General features: G+C 65.3%; 21 protein-coding genes. 8 read left to right on the top strand and 13 right to left on the bottom strand.

Features of this window, described 5'->3' with window-relative positions; all coding sequences use genetic code 11:
* Window positions 1-123 precede the first annotated feature (123 nt).
* The 12 genes from AB6M95_RS15370 to gmd all read right to left on the bottom strand — a co-directional run bounded on the left by AB6M95_RS15370 (window position 124) and on the right by gmd (window position 13,867).
* The gene (locus tag AB6M95_RS15370; protein ID WP_371387632.1) at window positions 124-858 is read right to left on the bottom strand and encodes an acylneuraminate cytidylyltransferase family protein; all 735 of its coding nucleotides are present in this window, start codon (window positions 856-858) and stop codon (window positions 124-126) included.
* A gap of 9 nt (window positions 859-867) precedes the next feature.
* The gene (gene neuC / locus AB6M95_RS15375; RefSeq protein WP_371387633.1) at window positions 868-2,025 is read right to left on the bottom strand and encodes a UDP-N-acetylglucosamine 2-epimerase; all 1,158 of its coding nucleotides are present in this window, start codon (window positions 2,023-2,025) and stop codon (window positions 868-870) included.
* A complete protein-coding gene (locus tag AB6M95_RS15380; protein ID WP_371387634.1) occupies window positions 2,022-3,044 on the bottom strand; it encodes an N-acetylneuraminate synthase family protein in 1,023 nt (340 codons plus the stop codon). The genes neuC and AB6M95_RS15380 overlap by 4 nt, the downstream gene beginning before the upstream one ends.
* A gap of 91 nt (window positions 3,045-3,135) precedes the next feature.
* The gene (locus AB6M95_RS15385) at window positions 3,136-4,284 is read right to left on the bottom strand and encodes an NAD-dependent epimerase/dehydratase family protein (protein WP_371387635.1); all 1,149 of its coding nucleotides are present in this window, start codon (window positions 4,282-4,284) and stop codon (window positions 3,136-3,138) included.
* Window positions 4,272-5,342 (bottom strand): polysaccharide biosynthesis protein, encoded by a 1,071-nt coding sequence (locus AB6M95_RS15390; RefSeq protein WP_371387636.1) that lies wholly within the window; start codon window positions 5,340-5,342, stop codon window positions 4,272-4,274. Before AB6M95_RS15390 ends, AB6M95_RS15385 begins: the two co-directional genes overlap by 13 nt.
* A gap of 117 nt (window positions 5,343-5,459) precedes the next feature.
* Window positions 5,460-6,101, bottom strand: coding sequence for an imidazole glycerol phosphate synthase subunit HisH (hisH, locus tag AB6M95_RS15395; protein WP_371387637.1), 642 nt, complete (start codon window positions 6,099-6,101; stop codon window positions 5,460-5,462).
* A 2-nt stretch (window positions 6,102-6,103) separates the two neighbouring features.
* On the bottom strand, window positions 6,104-8,080 hold the full coding sequence (locus AB6M95_RS15400; RefSeq protein ID WP_371387638.1) for a B12-binding domain-containing radical SAM protein: 1,977 nt from the start codon (window positions 8,078-8,080) through the stop codon (window positions 6,104-6,106).
* 92 nt (window positions 8,081-8,172) lie between these two features.
* Window positions 8,173-9,174: a methyltransferase domain-containing protein gene (locus AB6M95_RS15405; protein ID WP_371387639.1), complete on the bottom strand. Its 1,002-nt coding sequence runs from the start codon at window positions 9,172-9,174 to the stop codon at window positions 8,173-8,175.
* Entirely contained in the window at window positions 9,175-10,776 is a 1,602-nt protein-coding gene (locus AB6M95_RS15410; RefSeq protein WP_371387640.1) for a hypothetical protein, read from the bottom strand.
* A gap of 152 nt (window positions 10,777-10,928) precedes the next feature.
* Window positions 10,929-11,762 carry a glycosyltransferase family 2 protein gene (locus AB6M95_RS15415; protein ID WP_371387641.1) on the bottom strand — a complete coding sequence of 278 codons (834 nt, stop codon included), beginning with the start codon at window positions 11,760-11,762 and terminating at the stop codon, window positions 10,929-10,931.
* A 78-nt stretch (window positions 11,763-11,840) separates the two neighbouring features.
* Window positions 11,841-12,773: a GDP-L-fucose synthase family protein gene (locus AB6M95_RS15420; protein ID WP_371387642.1), complete on the bottom strand. Its 933-nt coding sequence runs from the start codon at window positions 12,771-12,773 to the stop codon at window positions 11,841-11,843.
* A complete protein-coding gene (gmd, locus tag AB6M95_RS15425) occupies window positions 12,773-13,867 on the bottom strand; it encodes a GDP-mannose 4,6-dehydratase (protein ID WP_371387643.1) in 1,095 nt (364 codons plus the stop codon). Before gmd ends, AB6M95_RS15420 begins: the two co-directional genes overlap by 1 nt.
* A gap of 304 nt (window positions 13,868-14,171) precedes the next feature.
* On the opposite strand from gmd, the gene AB6M95_RS15430 reads away from it, so the two are divergent.
* The gene (locus tag AB6M95_RS15430) at window positions 14,172-15,830 is read left to right on the top strand and encodes an NAD+ synthase (protein WP_371387644.1); all 1,659 of its coding nucleotides are present in this window, start codon (window positions 14,172-14,174) and stop codon (window positions 15,828-15,830) included.
* On the opposite strand, the gene AB6M95_RS15435 is transcribed toward AB6M95_RS15430, so the two are convergent.
* The gene (locus AB6M95_RS15435) at window positions 15,827-17,596 is read right to left on the bottom strand and encodes a 6-hydroxymethylpterin diphosphokinase MptE-like protein (protein ID WP_371387645.1); all 1,770 of its coding nucleotides are present in this window, start codon (window positions 17,594-17,596) and stop codon (window positions 15,827-15,829) included. The genes AB6M95_RS15430 and AB6M95_RS15435 overlap by 4 nt on opposite strands.
* 173 nt (window positions 17,597-17,769) lie before the next feature.
* Between AB6M95_RS15435 and AB6M95_RS15440 the strand changes: the two genes are divergently transcribed.
* The 7 genes from AB6M95_RS15440 (at window position 17,770) to AB6M95_RS15470 (ending at window position 24,320) form a co-directional block, all read left to right on the top strand.
* A complete protein-coding gene (locus AB6M95_RS15440) occupies window positions 17,770-18,255 on the top strand; it encodes a hypothetical protein (RefSeq protein WP_371387646.1) in 486 nt (161 codons plus the stop codon).
* Between the two features lie 26 nt (window positions 18,256-18,281).
* Entirely contained in the window at window positions 18,282-19,430 is a 1,149-nt protein-coding gene (locus tag AB6M95_RS15445; protein ID WP_371387647.1) for an NAD(P)/FAD-dependent oxidoreductase, read from the top strand.
* A gap of 102 nt (window positions 19,431-19,532) precedes the next feature.
* Complete coding sequence (locus AB6M95_RS15450; protein WP_371387648.1) at window positions 19,533-20,933, top strand: sigma-54-dependent transcriptional regulator; 1,401 nt, start codon at window positions 19,533-19,535, stop codon at window positions 20,931-20,933.
* 305 nt (window positions 20,934-21,238) lie between these two features.
* Window positions 21,239-21,682 carry a hypothetical protein gene (locus AB6M95_RS15455; protein ID WP_371387649.1) on the top strand — a complete coding sequence of 148 codons (444 nt, stop codon included), beginning with the start codon at window positions 21,239-21,241 and terminating at the stop codon, window positions 21,680-21,682.
* A 2-nt stretch (window positions 21,683-21,684) separates the two neighbouring features.
* Window positions 21,685-22,242, top strand: coding sequence for a MarR family winged helix-turn-helix transcriptional regulator (locus AB6M95_RS15460; protein WP_371387650.1), 558 nt, complete (start codon window positions 21,685-21,687; stop codon window positions 22,240-22,242).
* Window positions 22,243-22,362: 120 nt separating this feature from the next.
* Window positions 22,363-23,079 (top strand): class I SAM-dependent methyltransferase, encoded by a 717-nt coding sequence (locus AB6M95_RS15465; protein WP_371387651.1) that lies wholly within the window; start codon window positions 22,363-22,365, stop codon window positions 23,077-23,079.
* Window positions 23,080-23,084: 5 nt separating this feature from the next.
* Window positions 23,085-24,320 carry a glycosyltransferase family 2 protein gene (locus AB6M95_RS15470; protein WP_371387652.1) on the top strand — a complete coding sequence of 412 codons (1,236 nt, stop codon included), beginning with the start codon at window positions 23,085-23,087 and terminating at the stop codon, window positions 24,318-24,320.
* The last annotated feature ends 398 nt before the right edge of the window (window positions 24,321-24,718 follow it).

The raw sequence follows: 24,718 nt of genomic DNA on the forward strand, positions 1-24,718 counted from the left end.
ACGAATCGGCGTCAATCTGGCATTGGCATGAATGTTCACTCGGTCCTCCTTTCGGCAATTGCGTCTTCGTAAACACAATTTGACCGATTAGGGCCGAGTGAACAACCTCCTATAACTTCACAGCTAGAGCCTGACCAGCCCTGTCCGCAGATAGGCCTCCGCCACCGGAACGTCCTCGGACGCATCCATGTCGAATCCGTACAACAGGGGAATCTCCACGGGCGTGCTCGGCTCGGCGAAAAAGCCGTGCCCTTCGAGCAGGGCCCGGACCCGCGTGGCGATGAAGTTCCCCAGGGCGTAGAACACGGGCTTGCTCTGGCGGTTGTAGGGCGGCCTGCGTTTCTCGGGAAAGGCGAAGGCCACCTCCCTCCCGTCCTCAGACAGGCGGCGCTGGTTGAAGGCGTGGTGGTGATGGGGCACTCGGACCACGGTCTGGACGCTCCGGGCCCGGGGATCGCCGAGCAGCGCGGAGAGCGCCTCGTCCGCGTGTTCCGGGGTCAGGAAGATGGACGTCGGCTGGATCAGGGCCAGGACTTCCGGCAGGCGCCCTTCCCGTTCCGCCAGGCGGCGCAGGGCGTCCTGGGCCACGTCTATGCTGGCCACGTCGTCTCCGGACAGCTCCGGCGTCCGGTCGAGCACCTCGGCTCCCCCGGCCTGCGCCACGGCCTTGATCTCCGCGTGATCCGTGGAGCAGATTATCCGGGAAATATGCCGCGAGCCGGCCGCGGCCCGCAGGCAGTAGGACAGCAGCGGACGCCCGGCCACGGGGTGGATGTTCTTGAGCGGGATGGACTTGGAGCCGCCCCGGGCGGGCACCAGGGCCCAACACGCCCCGGGAATGATGTGTGTCTGTTCCATGTGCGGCGCTCAGTAGGTGATGCGTTTCTGGATGACGAAGTCGTAGGTGCCGAGCTTTTCGACGATCTTTTCCGAGGCCTTGCCGTCGCCGAACGTGGTGTCCAACGGGTAGTGTCCATGAGCCAGCTGCTGCAGGATGCCCCGCTTGATCGCCTCGCGCTCGTAGGGGACGTCGACGACGTTGGAGGCCCGCTCCCGGCCGGCCTGCCGGGCGCCGATATTGACGCAGGGCACGCCCAGGAAGGACGACTCGCGGATGCCGCTCGACGAGTTCCCGACGAAACAGGCGGTCTTTTTCAGCAGCGGGGCGAAGAACTGGATGGGAAGCCCCTTGTAGAACCGGATGTTCGGCGGGTTCCTCTCTTCCCGGTACGACCGGATTCCCGTGGAGATGCCGTCCGATCCCGCGTCCATGTTCGGCCAGATCCAGGCCGTCTGGATGTCCAGTCCCTCGATCACGGCCAGGGTCTGGTCCACGTGGGCCCTGTTGTCGTCGTATTCCGTGGTCACCGGGTGCTGGATGACCAGCAGGTAGGGCTTCGAGAAATCGATGAGCCCTCCGACGCCCACCTCTTCCTGGAGGTGCCGGAAGGGCTCCGGGTCGTCGCAGTCGATGGTGTTGATGGCGTCCAGGCTCGTGCTGCCCACGGCGAAGATCGATTCGGCCGGTTCGCCCAAGCGCTCGATGCGCAGGGCGGATTCATGGGTGGCCGGAAAGTGCAGGTGCGCCATCTTGGTGATGGCGTGGCGGATGCTCTCGTCGATGGAGCCGGAGACCTCTCCCCCTTCGATGTGCACCAGCGGAATGTTCATGTAGGTCGCGGCCATGGCGATGGGCAGGCACTCGAAGCGGTCGGCGATGACGATGACCATATCGGGCTTGAGATCGTCGAATGCCGTGGCGAATTCGGACAGGGCCAGGCCCGAGGACTTGGCCATGCTGATCATGTTCTCGCCTTCGACCAGGAAGTGTATGATACGGTGGACCGTGAACTCCTCCTTGATGTACTGGAAAATCTTGTAGCCGTGCTTCTGGGTGACCAGCCCTCCGCCGACGATCAACTGCAGTTCCAGGTTCGGGGAGGCCTCGATGGCCCGCATAACGCAGAGCATCTTGGCGTAGTTTCCCCGGCTGGTCAGGACGATGCAGACCTTGCGCTTCTTCATGAAAACATCTCCAATCGTATGAGGGTATCCTCGGGAATGTCCCGGGAGGCGACGCGCCCGACCACTAGGTCCTCCTGGTCCGGCGGAATGCCGTAGCCCGGGCGTTTGCAGACCAGATGTTCGCGGCGCAGCGTGGTCCCCGCGGGAACGGCGACCCTGGTCACGAGGCTCTTCCTCGCCCAATCCACGCTCGCCTCTTCCGACCGGGCAGGCCGCTTGTCCCCTATCCCGAGGCCGCTTTCGATCTCCCGCAGCCGTTCGATCATGCCCTTCAGGCCCTGCCCGTCGAGGGAGACCTTCCAGTCCTGGGCGTTGGGGACGTTGAAATCGAGGGAGATGTGCTTCTCGAGCACCTTGGCCCCGAGGGCGGCTGCAGCCAGGGGGAAGTGCTCTCCAACGGTGTGGTCGGAATAGCCGGCGACAACCCCGAATTCCCGGGCCAGCCAGGGGACCGCCCGCAGGTTGACCTGCTCCGGCGGCGTCGGATAGCTGGTCACGCAGTGCAGCACGGCCACGTCCGGGTTGCCCGCCTTGGCGAAGCATTCGAGCCCCTTGGCTACCTCCTCGGCGTTGTACATGCCGGTGGACCAGAAGACCGGCTTGCCGAGAGCGGCCACGGCCTCGATGAACTTCCAGTTGCGCAACTCGCCCGAGCCGATCTTATAGGCCGGGGGGTCGAGGACGGCCAAGGCCTCAAGACTGGGCTCGTCGTGCGCCGTGCACAAAAAGACGATGCCCCGCTCGGCACAATACGCGCGGATGTCGGCGAAGACCTCGGGGGGCAGCTCCTTCGGGGCCATGCGCTCGCGCCATTCCGCCGAGGCGGAACAGATCATGGCCTTGGTGCTGAACATCTGAAACTTCACCGCGTCCGCACCCGCGTCCGCGGCGAGGTCCACAAGGCGCATGGCCTTGTCCGGGTCTCCGAAATGCGCCACGCCTGCCTCGGCGATGACATAGACCGGCTCACCCCGGCCCACGGCGCGTCGGCCGACATGGAAACTGCTGCTCCATCTCATAGCAAGCCTTCCTGTTTTCGTTCCATCCGTTCCGTCATGCCGTTTGACCTCCGGGATCGCTCCGGGGTGGGCTGTAGGATTTCTTCCGTCCTCATTTCCAGGAAACCTCGGGGCGCAGGACGCGCGGGTCCACATGGTCCGCGAACTCACCGACCACGCCCATCAGCTCGACCAGGGCATCCTCGTCCAGCAGGTGCGGGACCAACCCCAGGTTGGTGAGACCGGAATGGGCGGGATTATAGTAGTGCGACTCGGCCTCCGTGCGCGGGTTGTCCAGGTGCTCGACGGCGACGTCGAGGCCCAGGCGGCTCCCCGCCCTGCGGACCCGTTCGGCCAGCTCGAGCACGGAGAATGTTTCCGTGTACTGGTTGAACACGCGGAGCTCACCCGGCGCGGCCGGGTTTTCGACCGCCAGGTGGACGCACTCCAGCGTGTCGCGGATATTTATGTACCCGCGAGTCTGGCCGCCCTTGCCGTAGACCGTCAGCGGGCAGCCGGAGACCGCCTGGACCACGAAGCGGTTAAGCACGGTCCCGAACACCGCGTCGTAGTTGAAGAAGGGACGCAGGCCGGGATGCCGTTCGGTCTGGTCGGTGACGATGCCGTAGACCGGCCCCTGCATGAGGTCCGTCACAGCCAGCCCCCACAGCCGGGCGTAGAGCCACAGCATGTCCGTATCCATGATCTTCGTGGTGTGGTAGAGGCTGCCGGCCTGGCGGGGGAAGAGAAATCTGTCGCTGCGCCCCTTGTGCTCAATGTCGATCCAGCCCTCCTCGATGTCGATGTTCGGCGTGCCGTACTCCCCCATGGTGCCGAGCTTGACGATTTGGGCCGAAGGCGCGAACTCCCGGACGGCGTAGACCAGATTCAGGGTGGTCTGCAGGTTGTTGTCCAGGGTCAGGCGCGCGGCCTTCCTGTCGAGCATGGAGTACGGCGCCGACGGCTGCTCGGCGTAATGGACCACGCCCTCGGGCCGGAACTCCCTGAAGACCTCGGCCATCTCCTCATACACGCGGAGGTCCCTGACAAAAGACGCGATGTCCCTGCCGGAGACCTCCTTCCAGAGGCGGCACCTGGCGGACAGCGTCGGAACGGGATACAGGGCCGGGGCGTCGACCTCACGGCACAGGTTGCGGCGGAGGTAGTTGTCGGCAACGGCCGTTTCGTGCCCTTGGGCGCTCAAGTGCATGGCCGTGGGCCACCCCAGGTAGCCGTCGCCCCCCAATATCAAGACTCGCATTGTTCGCACTCCGTGGCGGACGTCGCGGCCCGGTCCAGCAGTCCGGATTCCGCCAGCATCTTCCGCAACTCCTCCTTGGACATGACGGGCACGTTGGCGGAATTGTAGGGCAGCTCCACCCCCTTCCCCAGGCTGCCGGGATAGTCGTAGATGACGTCGTTGGCCCGGTTGTCCAGGGCCGGGACGAGCAGGAAGTATTTTTCCAGTTCGATGCTGCGCCGGACCTCTTCGGTATTCATGAGCTCTTCGTAGAGCTTCTCGCCGGGCCTCGGCCCGACAACCTCGATGGGGATGTCCCTGGGGTCCAGGCCGTAGAGGGGAGCGAGGCTGTCTCGCATGACCTCGGCCAGGTCGGGAATGCGGATGACCGGCATCTTGGTGATGAAGACCTCGCCGCCCTTGGCCAGCGAGGCCGTATCGATGACCAAGCGGACTGCTTGGTCCACGCTCATGATGAACCGGGTCATGTCCGGGTGGGTCAGGGTCACCGGCCCGCCCGCCGCAATCTGCTTCCGGAACACCGGAATGACGGAGCCGCGCGAGCCAAGGACATTGCCGAAACGGGTGGTGGAGAACTTGGGGCCGTCGCCCGAGGAAAGCATGTTGGCCGCACTGAAGAGTTTTTCGCCCAGGAGCTTGGAGGCCCCCATGACGCTCGTCGGGTTCACGGCCTTGTCCGAGCTCGTGAATATCACTGTCTCGATCCCGGCGCGGGTGGCGGCAGTGATGACGTTTTCCACCCCGAGAACGTTGTTGTGGATGGCCCCTTCCGGGGAGCGCTCGCACAGGAAGACGTGCTTGAACGCGGCGGTGTGGAAGACTACGTCCACCTGGCGCATGAGCGAAGTCAGCCGCTCCACGTCACGGACATCCCCGAGATAGAAGGAGGCCGGGCTGTCCGGATATTGCCGCTCCAGGAAAAAGAGTTCGCTTTCATTGTTGTCCAAGCCGATGACGGCTTGCGGCGACAGATCACAGACGAGTTGACGGACCAACGCCCGTCCGATCGTGCCGCAGCATCCTGTGACCAGAATTCGTTTTGAGGAAATGTCGTTCATACACTGTATCCCAGGGGCTGTTTCAAAACTGTGCGACATCGCGGGAGCAACTCTTCCAAACAAATTTCGGGACATGCCGTCCGGGTTCCGCCCAGGCAGCATGAAACATCCACCGCATCACAAGGCAACGAACCGCCGCAAGACCGACAACCCGGCCGGGCCGCTTTTTTCCGGATGAAACTGTACGCCGCAGACATTGCCGTTTCGCACGGCGGCGGAAATCCGGTGGCCGCCATAGACGCAGTCGGCGAGTCTGTGGCCCTCGTCATCGGGCCAACCCGTGAGGGAATGCACGAAATAGAACGCCTGCCCCTCGGCCAGGTCGGCGAATACCCCCTCGTTCCAGCCGTTCGGGGAAACTGGCCCGATACGATTCCAGCCGATGTGCGGAATCCTCAGCGAGCCTCCCTCCGTAGTGGTGCCGGGAATCATCTTCACCCGGCCGGGCACGAGCCCGAGCCCTTCGTGCTCCCCGAACTCCTCGGATACGTCGAAGAGCATCTGCATGCCCAGGCAGATGCCCAGCAGAGGAAGGCCGTCCAGGACCCGCTCGCGAACAGCCTCGACGAGGTTCCGCTCGACAAGGCTGCGCATGGCCGGGCCGATGGCGCCCACGCCGGGCAGGATGATCCGTTCCGCGTCCTTCAGATCCCCGGGACCGGAGGCCAGGACCGTCTCGACCCCGCAGGTCCGCAGGGCGTTGGCGATGCTGAAGAGGTTGCCGACCCCGTAGTCGAGGACATGGACGACGTTGGGCATGGTCAATCCCGCTCCACGGCCGCCGGGACCCGATAGAGGCTCTGGATGGGGATACGCGTGAATATCCGCGCCTGCCCCTGCTCGTCCGTGCCGAAAAGCTTGCTCAGCGTGGCCAGGTTCCGCCTCGTCTCCTCCGGGTAGAGGAAGTCGCAGGAAGTCTCCTCGGCCTGCCCGTCGTCGCCCAGGGTCCAGTCCCCGCGCCGCTCCCTGCCGGGAAAATCATAGGAAAACCGCACGCCGCGAATGTCGTTCGCATTGAACATGTCGCCGCATTTGCTGGAGATGTACCGGCCGAGCTCCTCCACGTAGCGCGAGGACGCCGACGGATCGAAGACTCCCATCTCGCCAAGGAGCGAGGTGAAGGCCTGGACGGCGATGTCGCAGGCCTCCCGGAACGCCGGGACGATGATCTTGTACTTGAAGGTGTACAGCAGGTTGTACCCGAATTCGCCGTTCATGTATTTCTCGATCGTTCCCGGGCTGTCCGCGAACCGCAAGATGTCCGCGGGCGACGCGAAAAGCTCGTTTTCCGTCTCCCGGGCGAAGTGGGCGTAGATCTCACGGAGGCTGGAACCGGGCGCCATGCACAGGTCGTGTATTCTCGATATCCATTCCGACACCGGAGCACCGTAATGCTCCAGAATGTTTTGCAGATATCCGAAGGCCTTGTCATTGTAAAAGGCGAAGACGGTGAGCGCGAAGCACCGGCACTCCATGTAGTCTTCGAAGGAGAGCGAGTCCTGGGCGACGCAGACGGCCTCGTACTCGGCGCAGCCGATGCTCTTGCCGAGGAATTCGTATTTTCCGAAACACCTGGGCAGAACCCTGTAGCGGATGTCCATGCCGTATTTTTCCTGGTGGTCCCTGTCGTCCATCAGCGACCCGGACAGGACCATCAGGGTATAGAGTGCGATGTGGTTGAAGCCGGAGTCGATCAGGCGCTTGACGCCCGAGATATGCTTCTCCCTGGTGTCTCCCGGCAGGGCCAGGATGATTTCGGAAAAGCAGTCTCCCCCGCGGTTGATGGCCTCCTTGCCGAGTATGGCCAGTTCCTCGGTGTCGATGTTGGACCGCTTGATGTTTTCGAGAACCTCCTTGTCCAGGCTCTGCACCGAGGCGGAAACGCGCATGCGGCCGTTGACGAGCCGGACCACGTCGTTGACCCGCTGCTTGTTGTTCTTGCCCGTGGCCACGTGGATGTAGGAGGGGAACCCGTATTGGCCGATGCTCTCCCCCATGCATTTCGCGTACTCGATGTCCTCGGGATACATGCCGAAATTCGAATCAGCCAGGTTGAGGAGCGTGTTGCCGTCGCAGGCCGTGACCTCCTTGGCGATGTAGTCGATCTCCCGGGAGAACCGCGTCGCGTCGGGATGCTTCCCGATGGTCGAGTGGTAGGGATCGCCCTCCACGCAATAGGTGCAGGTGAACGGACATCCCCGGCTGGTCTGCAGCACGGGCATGAGGTTCTGCCTGAAGAACGGGGCCATCAGCCCGGTGGTATACGGCGAGACCACTTCGGAGAGATCAAGAATCTTCGGGGCATAGTCCGAGCTCAGGAATTCGCCGTTGCAGTAGCTCCTGACGCTCGGCAGGCGCAGGGATTTGACCGCGTCCAGATCGCCGGGATGCTCCCGGAGTGCATTGAACAAGCCGAGCATTGCCCGTTCGCCCTCTTTTTCAATGAAGAAGTCGATCTGCGGATTGTCCCGCAGAAAAGCGCCCTGGCCGTCGTCCATGCGGGGGAACTGGGGGCCGCCGAAAACAACCACGATATCGCGGGAAAAATCCTTCACGCGCTGGGCCAGCCGGAGATTGAGTTGTTCGTTCCAGACGAAGTTGGAAAAACAGACCACATCCGGGGTGCGCTCTCTGAATCCGGCGTCGAAGTCGTCGACGAACTTATAGATGCCGCAATGGAGATCGGCGGAAAAATTCTTTTTCAGATATGCGGCCAGGCAGCCGGATCGGTACGGCATGGTGTCGGAGGACACCCCCTGCCCGGTATGCGACAAATCACAAAAATACGCGCTCTCGATTCGGGACATTGTACCTGCGGCTCCTTTGTTGATCAGCCGTCACGCCGTTTCGTGGCCGTGACGATCATGTTGTCGCTGAGTCCATGCTCATCCAGAACCCTCTGCACGTCGTTGACGCAGCCCATGAGGCTCCTCGGCCAACGGCTGGTTTCGATGTCGTTCGGCATGGACACGCAACTGAGCAATTCGTAGAAGTCCTGCCCGAAGGCCCAGACGTGTTCGATCTCCAGGCCGGCATCCCCCAGGATGATGCCCAGGGACTCTTCGGAGAAGATATGCAGATGCTGCGGGGGAATCATGTGGCGGACGGTGATGTCCGGCATGCAGACGCAGCAGAACGAACTCAGGGAGGGATGCCTTGGAACCTGGATGACCACCTTGGTCTCCGGGGTGATCGCGCCCGATACGGCGCGCAGGATCGCGCCGGGGTCCTCCAGGTGCTCCAGGACGCCGAAGAACGAGAGGACGTCCGGGTTTCTGATCAGCGCGGAGGCATTGGACTCGTCCACGAAGGCGTCTATGATCTCGATGCCCAGGCCGTTCAGGGTCTCCATCGCGGCAAATCCCGGCTCTATGCCCAGAGTGGACCAGCCGTGCTGCTTGGCCGCGTAGAGCGTATGGCCGCACCCGCAGCCGACGTCCACCCAGAGCCCGCGGCGATCGCCGCACAGGGAGGCCACGTAGGCCACCTTGGGCTCGGCGATCTCCTCCACCCTGCGCAGATACATGTCCATGTCGGCGTATTCCCGGAGATAGTTGGTCTCGCCCGAATAGATCTCCGCGATGTAGTCCGGGTCCACGGCCACGCCGCAAAAGGCATGGCCGCAATTCCGGCACTCCCGGTAAGGCAGGCTGAAAATGACCGCGAGTTCCTCGGTGTCTTCGCCGCCGCACACAGGGCAGACGGTCCGGGCGCCGGAATACCGGGCCCTGACGCCGTCGACCTTCACTTCCTCATGCACCTCGCGGCGCCAGGCGATGGTCCGGTTCAACCGTTCCAGGTTGATGTGCTTCCATACTTTTTTGGTGAGCATTCAGCTGTTCCTTTTGGCTTCGGACACGCATGCGGGACCGCCCCACGGCCGCGCGTTCATGGCGGGGGCCGAGAACGCCGCATCCCGGATCGACGGCGCCGGAAGCTCCCCGGCGGGTCCGGCCGCGCGGGGGAGGAGGATGCGATCAAGGGCCGCCTTGGCGCGCCCCCGATTGTTCAGGTACGGCCTGAAGGAGGCCAACGTGGCGCCCCTGTCGGGGCTGCCGTCCAGGGCCTGGATGAGCTCCGGCGCGGTGCGGGCGATGTCCACCATGCCCGACGCGAGGAATTCCTTGAAATAAAACGCCCCGCGCAGGTGGGTCAGGACCGAATGGGTCCCCAAGCAGAGGGCCTCGTACAGGCTGCTGGAGCAGCCGGTAACGAAATTCGTGCTGCGCTTGAGGAGCGCGGGCAGGGGCAGGCTGTTGGCCGCGCGGCTCTCGACCTTCTCCGCGAGCTCGGGCGGAAGCATCAGCCGGACGTCTCCTTCCCGGTCCTTGTGGTACGGGTGCTGGCGGAAGAGCCAGAGCCACCCCTCAGGGGACGCCGCCAGAGCTTCGAGCAGGTATTCGGGCACCCCGTTGGCGACGCGCGGCAGGGCCGTCAGGATGACCCGTTCCCGTCCGGCCACGGCGCGGTCGAGCGCCCGCATCTCCTCGGAGGCCTCAAAGCCGTCTTCCTTGTCGAATCCATCGAACCAGAGGTTCCCGCCGACCACGGGGCGGTGCGCTGAGCGCCCTTGCGGCAGGACGCCGCCGGCGATATTCTCCGCCTCGTTTTCCCCCCAGACCCAGAAGAAGTCGGGATAGAAATCCCAGCCGCCCTCCGGGACCAGCCCCAGGGGCGAATAGAACGGGTGCATGGACTGCGCGCCGTGCTGGATATCCACGGACGGAATTCCCAGCCTGCGGCAGGCCTTGATCAGGGACATCCCGATCATGTGGTAGTAGCTGACCAGAAACGCCGCGCCAGGCTGGAGGATGTCGAGCATGTTCGCGAACTCGTCCGCATAGGCGTTGACGATCTCCATCTGCTGCTGGAACAGGCGCTCGTCCAGGTCCATCCCGAACGCCTCGCGCACGGCCTCCCGGACGGGCCCGAAATTCTCGATGGGTTCGAGCCGCGCGGACGGGATGTCCTCGCGGCTTTCAAGGTGCTGCCAGAACACCGAGGGCGTCTTCCTCGGGAAGCTGCCGGGCGTCCCCGCTTCCTCGAATTCGAATTTCAGGAAGGAGCGCTCCCCGGCAAAGGCGTCGATCAGGGGGTCCACGTAGCGGTTTTCGTGCAGGCCGCCCGGAGTGGGCGAGTATTCGTGCAGCAGGCAGAAGAACAGGGCGTCCGTCCTCCCCGCGCCGTTTCTCATGGCCTCGTAGGCCGCGGCGTCGCGGGCGATCCGCACCCGCTGCACCCGTTCCCGGCGGAACACCAGGAACGGCTTGTCCGGGTTGAAGGCCTGCTGGTAGACGCTCAGCTTGATCAGGGGCCAAATGCGCGTCCCGGCGTGGCGAATCGAGGCGACGTCGACCTCCCGTTCGATCTTCGCGAAAAGATCGACGCACAGGTCGTCGCGGATATACCCGTCGAGCAGGAGTTCCTTAGGCATGGGGACCGTGTTGCAACTATTCACTGTTACTTCGTCTCCCGATTGCGCCTTCGCGAAAAGGCCGTGCACGACCCGTGTCATCTCCCGTTGTCCGGTCCATTTTCCGACGCCCGAGGCGGAAAAATGGCCCTACCGGCGGAATCATGCAGTTCTCATTCCAAAATCATTCCGTCACCGAACGATTCCCGCTCGCGGAACGCCCGCGCGCGCCGGACCAGTTCGCTGGATTCGGCCAGCAACTTCCTCCAGCTCGCCTCGCTGTGCACGTCCTGGCCGCGCTGATCGTGGCTGCGCACGGAGTAAAGCGTCTTGGGTACGTGTTTGAAGCGCGCGCCGTTTATGGCGAAGCGCAGGAAGCATTCGTGGTCGTTGGCCGTGTAGCCGTCGTCGTAGTAGCCGAACCGTTCATGCAGCGAGCGGCGGTAGAGCTTGGACACGCCGCACAGGTACCAGTCGCAGAAGCTCGCCTCGAAGCTGTAGTCCGGCAACCGGAACTCGCGCAGGATGCGCATGGCGTCGTCCACCACGAACATGTCGGAAAAGACGAAATCCGCCTCGTCGCGGTCGAGCGGCCCGGCCAGCTCCGAGAGCATCTGCGGGTGGCAGATGTCGTCCGAGGCGATGTAGGTGCAGTACTCGCCCGAGGCCAGCTCGAACCCCTTGTTGTAGGACGGGGTGTGCCCCAGCCGGACCGGGCTCTCATGGATGACCAGGGAGCGGCCCTCGGCGCGGTACCGGGGATATTCGGCGCGGGACACGGTGCCGTCCGGCTCCAGCCGCGCGGCGTGGGACACCGTGTTGCGGGCCACGCTCCGGCGGAATGCGGCCAGGACCTCGGCGGTGTCGTCCGGGGACGGGTCGGCCACCACGACGATCTCGATGTTCGGGTAGTCCTGAAACCAGATGGAATCCAGGCATGCGCCCAGGTATTGCGCCTGGTTGTAGGTGGGGACCACGACCGATATGAGTGTTGCCGCCTGCGTCATGAAAATGCCTGCACTTCGTTCATTCACCAACCATTCGTTTGACGGGCCCGGAGACGCGCGTTCCCTGGACCCGATTCCTTATGCGCCGACCGTCCCGCGAAAGTCGGCGTAGGCCTCGGACAGCCCCTCTTCCAGGGACCGCTTCGGGCTCCAGCCCATGTCCATGAGGCGGTGGCTGTCCAACAGCTTGCGGGGCGTCCCGTCCATCTCGGGCCGCTCGAACCGGATGCGGCCACTGAAACCAACCACGCGCGCCACGAGTTCGGCCAGTTCGCGGATGGTCAACTCGCCGCCCGTGCCGATGTTGACGATCTCCTTGCCCGAATACGTCTCCATGAGGAAGACCAGGGCGTCGGCCAGGTCATCCACATGCAGGAACTCCCGTAGCGGGGTGCCGGTGCCCCAGACGACCACCTCGGCGCTCCCGTCCGCCTTGGCCTCGTGGAAGCGGCGGATCAGGCCGGGGATGACGTGGGAGTTCTCGGGGTGGTAGTTGTCACCCGGCCCGTACAGGTTGGTGGGCATGGCGCTGATGGCGTCGAATCCGTGCTGGCGGCGCAGGGCCTGGCAGAGCTTGATGCCCGCGATCTTGGCCACCGCATAGCTCTCGTTGGTCTTCTCCAGCGGCCCGGTCAGCAGGGCGTCCTCGGGGATGGGCTGCGGGGCCTCGCGCGGGTAGATGCACGACGACCCGAGAAACAGGAGCTTGCGCGTGCCGGTGCGATAGGCGGAATCGATCACGTTGGTCTGGATCAGCAGGTTGTCGCGGATGAAGTCCGCCGGATAGGTGTTGTTGGCGTGGATGCCGCCGACCTTGGCCGCAGCCAGAAACACGTATTCGGGCCGCTCCTCCTCGAAGAACCGGGCCACTTCGGCCTGGCTGGTCAGGTCCAGCTCCCCATGGGTACGCAGGATCAGGTCCGCATACCCCGCGTCCCGAAGCCGCCTGGCAATGGCCGAACCCACCAGCCCCCGGTGGCCGGCCACGAAAATCCGGGCATCCTTGCGCATCATTCCCCCCGGCACATGGACGGCGCGTCGTAGCCGTTTTCCCGGCAGAGCACTTCGGCCCTGGCCTTTTCCAGGTCGGAAGCGACCATCTCCGCGATCATGGTCTTGAAAGAAGTCTTGGGCGTCCAGCCCAGCTTTTCCCGGGCCTTGCCCACCTCGCCGGTCAGGCTGTCCACTTCGGTCGGGCGATAGTATCTGGGGTCGATCCTGATCAGGACGGCGCCGCTTTTCGCGTCGAACCCTTCTTCGTCAACCCCCTTGCCCCGCCAGGCGATGTCCATGCCCAGCTCGCGCCCGGCCAGCTCCACGAAGTCGCGCACCGAATAGCTGGTGCCGGTGGCGATGACGTAGTCGTCCGGGGTGTCCTGCTGCAACATCAGCCACATCATCTCCGTGAAGTCGGCGGCATGCCCCCAGTCGCGGCGGGCGTCGAGATTGCCCAGCCACAGGCATTCGTCCAGGTCCGCGGCGATGCGCGTCAGCCCGCGCGTGATCTTCCGGGTGACGAAGGTCTCGCCCCGGCGCGGGGACTCGTGGTTGAACAGGATGCCGTTGCTGGCGTGCAAGCCGTAGGCCTCGCGGTAGTTCACCGTGATCCAGTAGGCGTAGAGCTTGGCCGCAGCATAGGGCGAACGCGGCGCGAACGGCGTCATTTCGCCCTGTTTGTCCACCCCGGAGTTGCCGAACAGCTCGGAGGTGGACGCCTGGTAGAACCGGGTCTTGCCCTCCAGCTTCAGGATGCGGATGGCCTCCAGCAGGCGCAACGGACCCAAAGCCGTGGTGTCGGCGGTGTATTCCGGGGTCTCGAAGGAGACGGCCACATGGCTCTGCGCGGCCAGGTTGTAGATCTCGTCGGGCTGGACCTCCTGCACGACCCGGATCAGGTTCGTGGCGTCGGTCATGTCGCCGTAGTGCAGGATGAACCGCTGGTCCTCCTCGTGGGGGTCCTGGTACAGGTGCTCCACCCGCTCGGTGTTGAACAGCGAGGCCCGGCGCTTCAGGCCGTGCACCTCATAGCCCTTGCCGAGCAGAAGCTCCGCCAAATAGGAACCGTCCTGTCCGGTTACTCCTGTAATCAAAGCCTTTTTTCTCATATTCTACCTGTCGGCGCCCACGGTTTCGAAGCAATTATCGCTGCATGCTCATTTTGATCATACACCGACCGTATGATTATTCGACGCAAAAGCCAAATACCTTGAGGTATTTCGCCGTTTTTATTTACACGACAAACGATTCCCGAGCCGAAAACGGGGTCGCCCTGCACGCCATGTCGCCATTTGCCTGACGCCGGGGTTACTTTTCTGCAAGGACCGGGCCTAGCCCCCGCCGGCGCGTTCCGGGCAACAAGAAGCGGGTCCACGTATTGCCCCCGGCGCGGCTTTGGCGTATCACGGCCCCATGAAAATCGGCCTCCTGCAACTCAATCCCATTGTCGGCGACCTGGACGGCAACGCGGCCAGGATACTGGACGCGGCCCGCCACGCGCGCTCCCTCGGCGCGGACCTCTGCGTGACCTCGGAGATGGCCCTGACCGGCTATCCCCCCCGAGACCTCCTGCTCTACAACGGCTTCATCGAGCGCACCCGCGAGCACGCCGAGGCCTTGGCCCGCGAGCTCAGGGACGGCCCGCCCCTGCTGCTCGGCACGGTGGAGCGCAACCCCTCACGCCTGGGCAAGTCGGTCTTCAACTGCGCCCTATTCTGCGAGGGCGGCGAGATCGTCAAGGCCGTGCGCAAAACCCTGCTGCCCACCTACGACGTGTTCGACGAGGCGCGCTATTTCGAGCCCGCCCCGGCCGGGGACCCCGAGGCCAACATCATTCGCCACAAGGGCTGGACCGTGGCCGTGACCATCTGCGAGGACGCCTGGAACGACAAGGACTACTGGGAGGCTCGAACCTATTCGCGCGATCCGCTGGAGGAGTCCTGCGCCCAAGGCCCGGACGTGCTCGTCAACCTCTCGGCCTCGCCGCTCTCCCTGGGCAAGCAGCAACTGCGCGAGGACATGCTCGGGGCCGTGGCCCGCAAATACGGAGTGCCCATGGTCTACGTCAATCAGGCCGGGGCCGACGACGACCTGGTCTTTGACGGCCGGTCCTGCGCGTTTGCGCCCGACGGCGCGCTCATGGCCCGGGCCAGGGGATTCGATACGGACGTCATCGTGGTGGACACGGACAACCCCTCGGCCAACACCGTGGCCGACGACGATTTCCGCCGCGAGGCCGAGACCTGGCGCGCCCTGGTCACCGGCACCCGCGACTACGTGCGCAAGAGCTGTTTTTCCACAGCCCTCGTCGGGCTGTCCGGGGGCATCGACTCGGCCGTGACCGCCGCCGTGGCCGCCGAGGCCCTGGGCGCGGAGAACGTGACCTGCGTGCTCATGCCCTCGCCCTATTCGAGCAGGGGGTCCATCGACGATTCCCTGGAGTTGGCGAAAAATCTCGGGGTGAAGACCCTGACCCTGCCCATCGAGCCGATCATGGCCCAGTTCGAGAAGACCCTGGCGGGCCCCTTCGAGGGCTTTGCGCCGGACACCACCGAGGAGAACATCCAGTCGCGCATCCGGGGCAACCTGCTCATGGCGCTCAGCAACAAGTACCGGGCCATGCTCCTGACCACGGGCAACAAGTCCGAGCTGGCCGTGGGCTATTGCACCATTTACGGGGACATGTCCGGCGGGTTCGCGGTCATCTCGGACGTGGACAAGACCGGGGTGTTCAACCTGGCCAAATGGTACAACGCCAACGTCGCCCCGCACATCCCGGAGGCGATCATCACCAAGCCGCCGTCGGCCGAGCTGAGGCCCGATCAGAAGGACCAGGACTCACTGCCCGACTACGCCGTGCTCGACGCCATCCTGGCCCGGCACATCGAGCACCACCAGTCGAAGGACGAGATCGTCGCGGCGGGCTTTGACGAGGCCACGGTGAGCCGGGTCCTCAACCTGGTGCGCATCGCGGAGTTCAAGCGCCGCCAAGCCGCGCCCGGCATCAAGCTCACCCCGCGCTCCTTCGGCACGGGCTGGCGCATGCCGCTGGCCTGCCGCCGCGATCTCTAGAGGGATTTCAGGGCGTTTCCGAGCAGGCCGAGGAATTCGCCGCTCATGGCGAGCACGTTGCGGAAATACAGGCGCAGCCCCTTGCGCCGTGAGGATTCGTCCCCCTCGAAGACCAGCCGGTAGAATTCGCCGTTGCTGAATCCCCTGAACCGCTCCGCCAGATAGGTGACGTTGTTCCTGTCCAGCTGCTCCAGGATGGCCATGCCCTTGGCCGCCATGGCCGGGGTGTCGTCGCCCAGCAGGGTCCGGGCGGCCTCGGCCACGCTGGTCCACAGCCGGATCTCCCGCCGCAGCCAGCGGCCCGCCTCCTCCCGGTCCACGCGCGGCGGCTCGGGCCGGAACAGATCCTTCATGCTCGGCGCACGGCCCGCAAGCACGGGCTCCTCGTCGTACTCGATGCCCTCCCCGAACAGGATGCTCGCCTTCGAGGTGTTCACGCAGGGCACCCCGGACACGCGGATCTCCTCGGACAGCCACAGGGCCGCGTCCAGGAAGTTGAGCGTGGTGAAGAGCGGCTCCCCGAAGGGCGTGGTCACCGGGCAGAGCTGGGGGTGTTCGTTGATCAGCTCCCGCTCCCCGGCCTCGGGCGCGTCCTTGACCGTGCCCGTGGCGTAGCTCAGCCCCCACGGGTTGGTGGAGGCCAGCTGGGCCCCGACCAGCACGCAGCGGGCGCAGCCCAGGTGCCGGGCCAGGGAAAAGGCCGTGGAGATGACCGAGCCGTGGAGCCGGAGGTCCTCCCGCTCGCCGAAAATCTGCGGCAGGAACGAGCCGAACAGGTATTTCTGCCGGAAGCGGTCGCCGCCCAGGTCGGACAGGCAATGGGCGACCAGGATGGTCTCGGGCAGCTTCGGGATGTGCCGGAAGACCATCCCGGAGTCGATGGAGGTGTCGTTGATGATCACGAAATGCGGCTGGATGCCCGCCTCGGCCAGGGGCTTGACCGCGTTGTTCACACAGATGACCACGCCGCGCTCCCGGTTGCGCCTGATCCAGTCGAGCTTGGACGACAGGTCCGGACCGGCGGCCACCAGGATGGCCTCGGCCCCGCGCAGCCTGTTGCGCAGCCCGGCGATGGGCGGCGCGGTCAGGTACTCGGGCACGTTCTCGAAGGCGTGCAGCTGCTGGTCGTAGAGCAGCCCCCGGTGGATGTTCCGCAGGGGCCGGGAGTGGTTCAGGGCCTGGCCGGACAGCCCGTAGATGGCGTGACGGTAGTGCAGGGTCTCCAGGTATGCCACCACCCGGTCGGCCCACCGGCCGTACAGGCCGCGCACGCGCTCGGTGACGAAGACGGCCGGGGTGCCCAGCCGGAACATGCCGCCGGGGAGCATGTCTTGCAGGGGCGGATCGAAAGAGCGGGGCTCTCCGGTGAAGCAGAACAGGTTGGGCCGGTTCAGCCCGGCCAGCTTGAATTGATCCAGGAAGCGGGTGAGCACCCGCTCGTCCGGCTCGAACAGGATGACCACTGCGCTCCGGGCGGCCAGGGCCGCGCGCAGCTGCGGGGTGTCGGCCGCGCCGAGCAGGATCACCAGGCGGGTGCCGGAGAGCGCCGCCTCCATGGTGGTGTCCGGCGCGAACACGGCGTAGGCGGCCACCGACGGGTCCTCGAAGGGGTGGCGGTAGACGGGGTCCTCGTACCGGCACAGCTGGGAGTGCTCCGAAAAACGGTGCGGGCCGGGGTCGGCGCCGCCGTCCCCCACGGGCTCCACCTGCACCCCCCGGCACAGGATGCCCAGCTCCACCAGGGCGGCTATCTTGCTGTTCTCCATCGGTCCTCCCGAACGCTCCACGTCACGGCTCCACCACTGTACAACTTGGCCTCGGCCCCCCTCTTTTGTCAAGGTAACCGGGCCTCTCCGCGCCCCGGACGCAGGCAAGGCTTTTTTCTTCCCGGGTTTCATAGTATAGGAACCTCGCGGCGCACACCTTTCAGGGAGGACACATGCACAGCTCGCCCCGGCGGAACAAATCGGCGGAATGGACCAGGAACATCCTCATGGTCCTGGCGGCCGCGGCCATCATCTGGGTCTTCTTCAACCTGGACCTCGTGCGCAAAGGCGATTCCGTGTTCTCCAACAGCGCCGCCAAGAAGCTCAGATTCTCCGGCGAGCTCGACCGCAAGGCCTACACCGGCCGGGAGATCGAACGGATGCTGAGCTATATCAAGGCGCGCAACGACCTCTTCGAGGCGGTAAGGGTGGATGCCTCGCCCCAGGATCGGTACGGATCGGTCACGCCCGACACGGACATCGTCTTCGAACTCCATGTCGCCATGGCGGACGGCTTCACCTTTTCCACCCCGGCCCGCCGGGTGCCCCGGCGCGACCTGGTGGCTTCCCTGCTGAACAAGCTGGACAAGGACCTGCGCGCCTACCAGAAACTGAAAAAGGAAGGACGCACCCCCTCGTCCATGATCAACACCATGTGATCGCCCCTCCGGGGCATGCCGACGCTATGACCAAGATTTTCGACACCATCGTCTGCGGCGGGTCGCTGGCGGGCAGCGCCGCGGCCGTGACCCTGGCCCGGCAGGGCCGCTCCGTGCTCGTCCTGGACAAGGCCGAGTTCCCGCGCTCCAAGCTCTGCGGCGGGCTGCTCACCTGGAAGACCATGCGCCTCCTGGATATCCTGTTCGGCGAAACCCCCGAGACCATGCGCGAACACGGCATTCTCCGCTACGTCTCAGACCGCTACGCCATCCGCACCTTCACCTCGACCCTGGCCGAGGGGACCGTGTCCTATCCCTTCCACCTGACCGACCGGGCCGAACTGGACAACCGGCTGCTCTACCACGTGCGCCGGGCCGGGGCCCACGTCCGGGAAGGCGAGGAGGTGGCCCGCTGCGACCCGGAGTCCGGCGAGGTGGTCCTCAAGGACGGCCAGACCTTCCGGGGCAAGTACATCATCGGCGCGGACGGGGCCCACTCCACGGTGCGCGCCGCCTTCCCCGAGGTGAACCTGCGGACCATGCGCCGGTTCACGGCCGCGACCATCGAGGTCCGCATTCCGGCACACGACTTCCCCGGGCCGGTGGACCGCCCCATCCTGTACATCGGCTTCGTGGACGCGGGCTACGGCTGGGTCTTCCCCAACGGGGACCACGTGCTCATCGGCATCTGCGGCCTGCGCCGGGGGGACACCCACTTCGCCAGGCTGTTCCGCGCCTACCTCGACGTGCTCGGCGTGGACCCGGCCGTGCTCTGCTGCCAGCGCGGCCACCCCCTGCCCTACGGCAGCTACCTGCACGACCCGGTGCACGCCAACGCCCTGCTCGCCGGGGACGCGGGCGGCTACGTGGAGCCGCTCTTCGGCGAGGGCATCTTCTACGCCCTGTGCACCGGCATGTATGCGGGCCGGGCCGTGGCCAACGCGCTCGAAAACGGCACCGATCCCGGCCCCGAATACCTCCGCCGCCTGCACCGTACCATCCTGCCCGAACTCAACGGCTCCAACACCCTGCGCTGGACCCTGTTCCGGGCCATGAAGCTGTTCGGGGGCAAGGCCATCAGCCGGTTCGTCCACCTCGGCGCGGGCCCGCTGGGCGATATGGTCCACGGCAAACGCTCCTACCACTGGCTGAGGAAGAAGGACTGGGGCTTCTGATAGTCCCGGCCTTGAACCAGCCTCCGGCTTGAATCATCGCGCAGGGTCATCTATAAGGGGGAACGGCGCGTCCGCGCCGCACGACCTTGCAAGGGAGCACTCATGGCCGCAAACATCCTGATCATCGACGACGAAGAGACCATCCGCCTCTCCCTGCGCGGCATCCTCGAGGACGAGGGCTTCTCCGTGGTCGAGGCCGAGTCCGGCGAGGAAGGGCTCGAACTGCTCGGCACCGACATCCCGGACATGGTCTTCCTGGACATCTGGCTGCCCGGCATGGACGGCCTCAAGGCCCTTGAAATCATCTCCCGCGACTTCGAGGGGCTGCCCGTGATCATGATCTCCGGCCACGGGACCATCGAGACGGCGGTCAAGGCGCTCAAGAAAGGGGCCTTCGACTTCATCGAGAAGCCGCTGTCCCTGGAAAAGGTCGTGGTCTCGGCCCGCAACGGGCTGGAATTCTCCCGGTTGCGCCAGGAGAACCTGGCCCTCAAGACGCGCATCTCCTCGGAGCAGCCCGTGACCCTGACCGGCGAGTCCGAGCCCATCGTCAGCCTCAAGACGGTCATCGGCCGGGTCGCGCCCACCGAATCCTGGGTGCTCATCACCGGCGAGAACGGCACGGGCAAGGAGATCGTGGCCCGGTCCATCCACAACCAGTCCTCTCGCGCCGACCGCCCCCTGGTGGCCGTCAACTGCGCGGCCATTCCCGAGGAGCTTATCGAATCCGAACTCTTCGGCCACGAGAAGGGGGCCTTCACCGGCGCGGAAAAGGCCCAGGAAGGCAAGTTCGAGCTGGCCGACGGGTCCACCCTGTTCCTGGACGAGATCGGCGACATGTCCCTCAAGACCCAGGCCAAGATCCTGCGCATCCTCCAGGAGCAGGCCTTCGAACACGTGGGCGGGCGCAAGACCATCAAGGTGGACGTGCGCGTCATCGCGGCCACCAACAAGGACCTGGCCAGAGAGATCGAGGCGGGCAACTTCCGCGAGGACCTCTACTACCGGCTCAAGGTCTTCCCCCTGGAACTGCCGCCCCTGCGCGACCGCACCGGGGACATCCCGCTGCTGATCACCGACTTCATGGACACCCTGGTCCGCCAGCACGGGTTCAAGCCCATCGCCTTCTCGCCCGAGGCCCTCGACGTGCTCCAGCAGTACCCCTGGCCCGGCAACGTGCGCGAACTCAAGAATTTCGTGGAGCGTATGTTCATCATGTACGCGGGCGACACCGTCACCGCCGACCGGCTGCCGCCCGAGTTCAAGCCCGCGCCCCGCGCCGCCGTTCCGGACGGACCGGCCCCCGAACCCAACCCCATGGACGACCTCATCAACCGGGGTCCGGCCGACCTCAAGCAGGCCCGCGCCGACTTCGAGGCCCGGTTCCTCGAAGCCAAACTGCGCGAGTTCGACGGCAATATCTCCCAACTCGCCAAGGCCATCGGCCTGGAACGCAGCTCCCTGTACCGCAAACTCAAGGCCTATAATATCCAGACGGATTAAAGGCACGGGGGAAGGGGAGAGAGGGAACCCTTTTCCAAAGGGTTCCCTCTCTCCCCTTCCCCCGGCCCCTCCATCCCCTCTCACCTTCCTAAACTTTTTGTGCCGCTTCGCGGAGGTTGCGGGGGTTGGTTAACAGACTGCTTTTTTTGCGGTTCTGCGTGGGGTGGAGCGTGTGGGACGAAGAAATTTAAATAGGAAGGTACCTTTTTATCTTGACAGGCGGGATCGGGGTACTATATTCGTGGATAAAAGGAAGGTACCTACTTAATCGGGTGCCATAATCATAAACCGAAAGGAGTAAGATCATGTTTGGATGGAATAACGATGCATATGGCGGCCAGGGTTCCGGGCGAGGCAACCGTAGCCATGGCCGTGGGCGGCGCACAAGCGCCGGATTCGGGTTCGGCGGCGGACAGGGCAACGGCCGTGGTTTCGGCCAGGGCTTGTGCCGGGATTTCGACGACGGCCAGGGCTTCGGGAACGGGTTCGGGCCGGGATGCGGCCAGAACCGGGAACGGTTCGACGACTTCGGCCAGGGACGCATGGGACGCGGGCCGTGCGGCATGGGGCTGAACCGGTTTCGGCCGGGCCGGGGCGGCGCGTTCCGGGCGGCCATGAACGCGGAGGCCGATGGCTTCGGCCCCAGTTTAGGCCCGGACGCCGGGTTCTGCCCGCTGTGCGAGAAGCACTGCCCCCTGAGCGCCCCCTCCTGCCCCAAGGGCGAGGGGTACGCCGCGAGGGTGCGCTAGCCATGTGTCCCGCCAATCCCGCAACCAACGCCGAGCTGGCCGGGCTCTTCCGCCTGGCCTCCCGGCTCATGGCCCGCGCCTACCACCGCCGCGATTCCGCGCACCACGCCCAGCACCGGGTCCTGTCCCTGCTGCTCGAAAACGGGCCCATGCCCCAGGGCGAGCTGCTGGAAATCCTCGACGTGCGCTCCTCCTCCCTGAGCGAGCTTTTGCGCAAGCTCGAGGACCGGGGGCTCATCCTCCGCGAGCGCAACCCCGAGGACCGGCGCGGCTTCATCATCTCCCCCACGGACCAGGCCCGCGAACTGGCCCCGGGCAACGGCGGCAGCCCCGGCGTGGACAGCCAGTTCGACCGCCTGGACGAGGCCGAGCGCGAACAACTGCGCGCCATCCTCGGCAAGCTCATCGCTTCCCTGCGCGAAGACCCCATGATCGAAGGGCCCGGACACGGCTTCGGCCCCGGTGGCCCTGGCGGTCGCGGCAACGGCTTCGGCAAGGGCCGGGGCGGCTCCGGTGGCCGCGGCAACGGCTTCGGGCGCGGACGGCGCGGCGGGCGTTGACCGTCCGCGCACCGGTGTCCCCCGGACGGATTCGTCCAACTTTTCCGGCCCCCCTATTTACAGAGGGGAGTATGATGGTCATACTTTCGAGAGAGGACGAAACCGACCAAGGACGCCGACATGAGCTGGGACCCTGATAAATACGAAGCATGGTTCGACACCCCCGAGGGGCGCTACGCCCTGGACCGGGAGATCATGCTGCTCCAGGACGTCCTGGCCGGGTGGCCCCGGCGCAAGCGCAAGATCCTGGAAGTCGGCTGCGGCACCGGCCTGTTCATGGAGACACTCTACCAGATGGGCCTCGACGTCACCGGCATGGACCGCTCGCCCGAAATGATCGAGGCCGCGCGCACCCGGTTCGGCAACCGGGCCGAACTGAACGTGGGCAACGGCGAACACATGCCCTACTCGGAAAACGAGTTCGACTACGTCCTGCTCTGGTCCGTGCTCGAGTTCGCCGAAGACCCCGAGGCCATGCTGGTCGAGGCCGCGCGGGTGGCCGAAAAGGGGTTGCTCATCGGCTTCCTGAACAAGAATTCCCTCTATTATTTCATGAATATACGCGGCACCGACTCGTCCATGGCCCGGGCCCACTGGTTCACCTGGTGCGAGATGCAGGACCTCATCCATCGGGCCACGGGCTTTCGCCCCACCCTGGCCCGCTCGGTCCTGGCCGGGCCCATGAAGACCTGGAAATCCACCACCCTGGCCAACCTGGCCAATGGGCACCTGCTGCCTCCGGCCCTGGGCGCGTTCGTGGCCGTGCGCGTGGACTTCACCAACATGAAGCCGCTCACCCCGCTCTTCGCCTGGAAAAGCGAACCTGAAATGGGCTAGGCGAGATGGCCCGATCCCGATTCAACCTGTCCATCGTCATCCCGGTCTGGAACGGCTGGGACCTGACCGAGCCGTGCCTGCGCGCCCTGGCCGAACACACCCCGGGCGACGATTTCCAGGTCGTCCTGGCCGACAACGGTTCCACGGACGCGACCCCGACCGCCGCCCCACCCCTCGGCCGCGCCCTGTTCGGCGAGCGCTTCGTCCACCACCGGCTGCCCGAAAACCTCGGCTTCGCCAAGGCCTGCAACGCGGGCGCGGAAGCCTCTTCGGCCGCGCACCTCTTCTTCCTGAACAACGACACCCAGGTCACCGGAAACTGGCTGCCGCCGCTCATGGATGCCCTGCGGGCCGACCGCCGGCTGGCCGGGGTCGGCCCCCTGCTCCTCTTCCCGGACGACAACTCCGTGCGCGCCGGGCGCGTCCAGCACCTGGGCATCGCCGTGGCCGACAACATGGAGTTCCGCCACCTCTACGAGTACTTCCCGCACACCCACCCGGCCGTGGCCCGGCAACGCCGCTTCAGCGTCATCACCGCCGCCGCCCTGCTCATGCCCGCCCCGCTCTTCCGCGCCCACGGCGGCTTCTTCGAGGGGTTCGTCAACGGCATGGAGGACGTGGACCTGTGCTGCCGCGTCGCCCATTGCGGCGGCCATTTCTCGATCATCCCGCAGAGCGTCGTCTTCCACCACACCCACGGCACCGAAGGCCGCTTCGACCACGAAGCCGCCAACCTGCGCCTGCTGCGCGCCCGCTGCCGCGATGCCCGCGAAAACTTCTGCGCCTTCCTCCACGAAGACGGCTTCGAACCCGCCCTGACCCCGTGGCTCGACCTGACCATGCGTCTGCCCGAGCCCCGCGCAACCGAACTGGAAGACCGCTTCCGCGCCGACCCGAGCGCCGAACACCTCGACGCCCTGCTCCTCGAGGAACCCCTCTGGGACCACGGCTACGCCCTGCTGGCCGCCCTGCTCGAAACCCACGGCCAACTCCATGAAGCCATGCCCGTGGCCTACTTCCGCGCCCTGCTCTGCCCCGCCCTCGACGCCTACGAGGAGTGCGTGCGCATCGTCCGCGCCTGCGGCGTCCACGACATGGCCGACCGCTACGCCGCCATGCTCCACGGCCTCAAACAAACCATGGCCGACCGGGCCGGACTCGCCCGGAAAGCCCACTCCATGCTCTACGCCGCCCACGACGTAGACGTCCGCCGGCTCCTCGAAGCATTCCTCGCCGAGTAGGACGAGACCGGGGCGCTGCCCCGAACCCCGCTGGGGCGCTGCCCCAGACCCCGCCAGAGAACCCTTTGAAAAGGGTTCTCTGGACTCTCCCAAACTTTTTGTGTCGCCTGCGGCGAGGGGGGGCGCGGGGTAGTGGGTTGTTGCGCGAAGGGTGTGGAGGTGGCTTGGCCGGGCGGTGTCCCGAATGATTCGCGCCGGGCGTCCATGGGCCTCGGAGGGCCGTCCGGCGCGAACCATCCGGGACGGTAGCCAACGCCGCCCCGGCGATCCGAGGAGCTTGGGAAAATCGTGTTGCGGCGTTTCCTTACGAACGAAAAAGGAACACCTTCCCGCGCTCGCACCCCGCGAAGCGGCTACAAAAAGTTTGGGAAAAGAGGGGGATGGGGGTCCGGGGGAAG

Origin of the sequence: Pseudodesulfovibrio karagichevae, from assembly GCF_041414475.1 — a bacterium.
Taxonomy (GTDB): Bacteria; Desulfobacterota; Desulfovibrionia; order Desulfovibrionales; family Desulfovibrionaceae; genus Pseudodesulfovibrio; species Pseudodesulfovibrio karagichevae.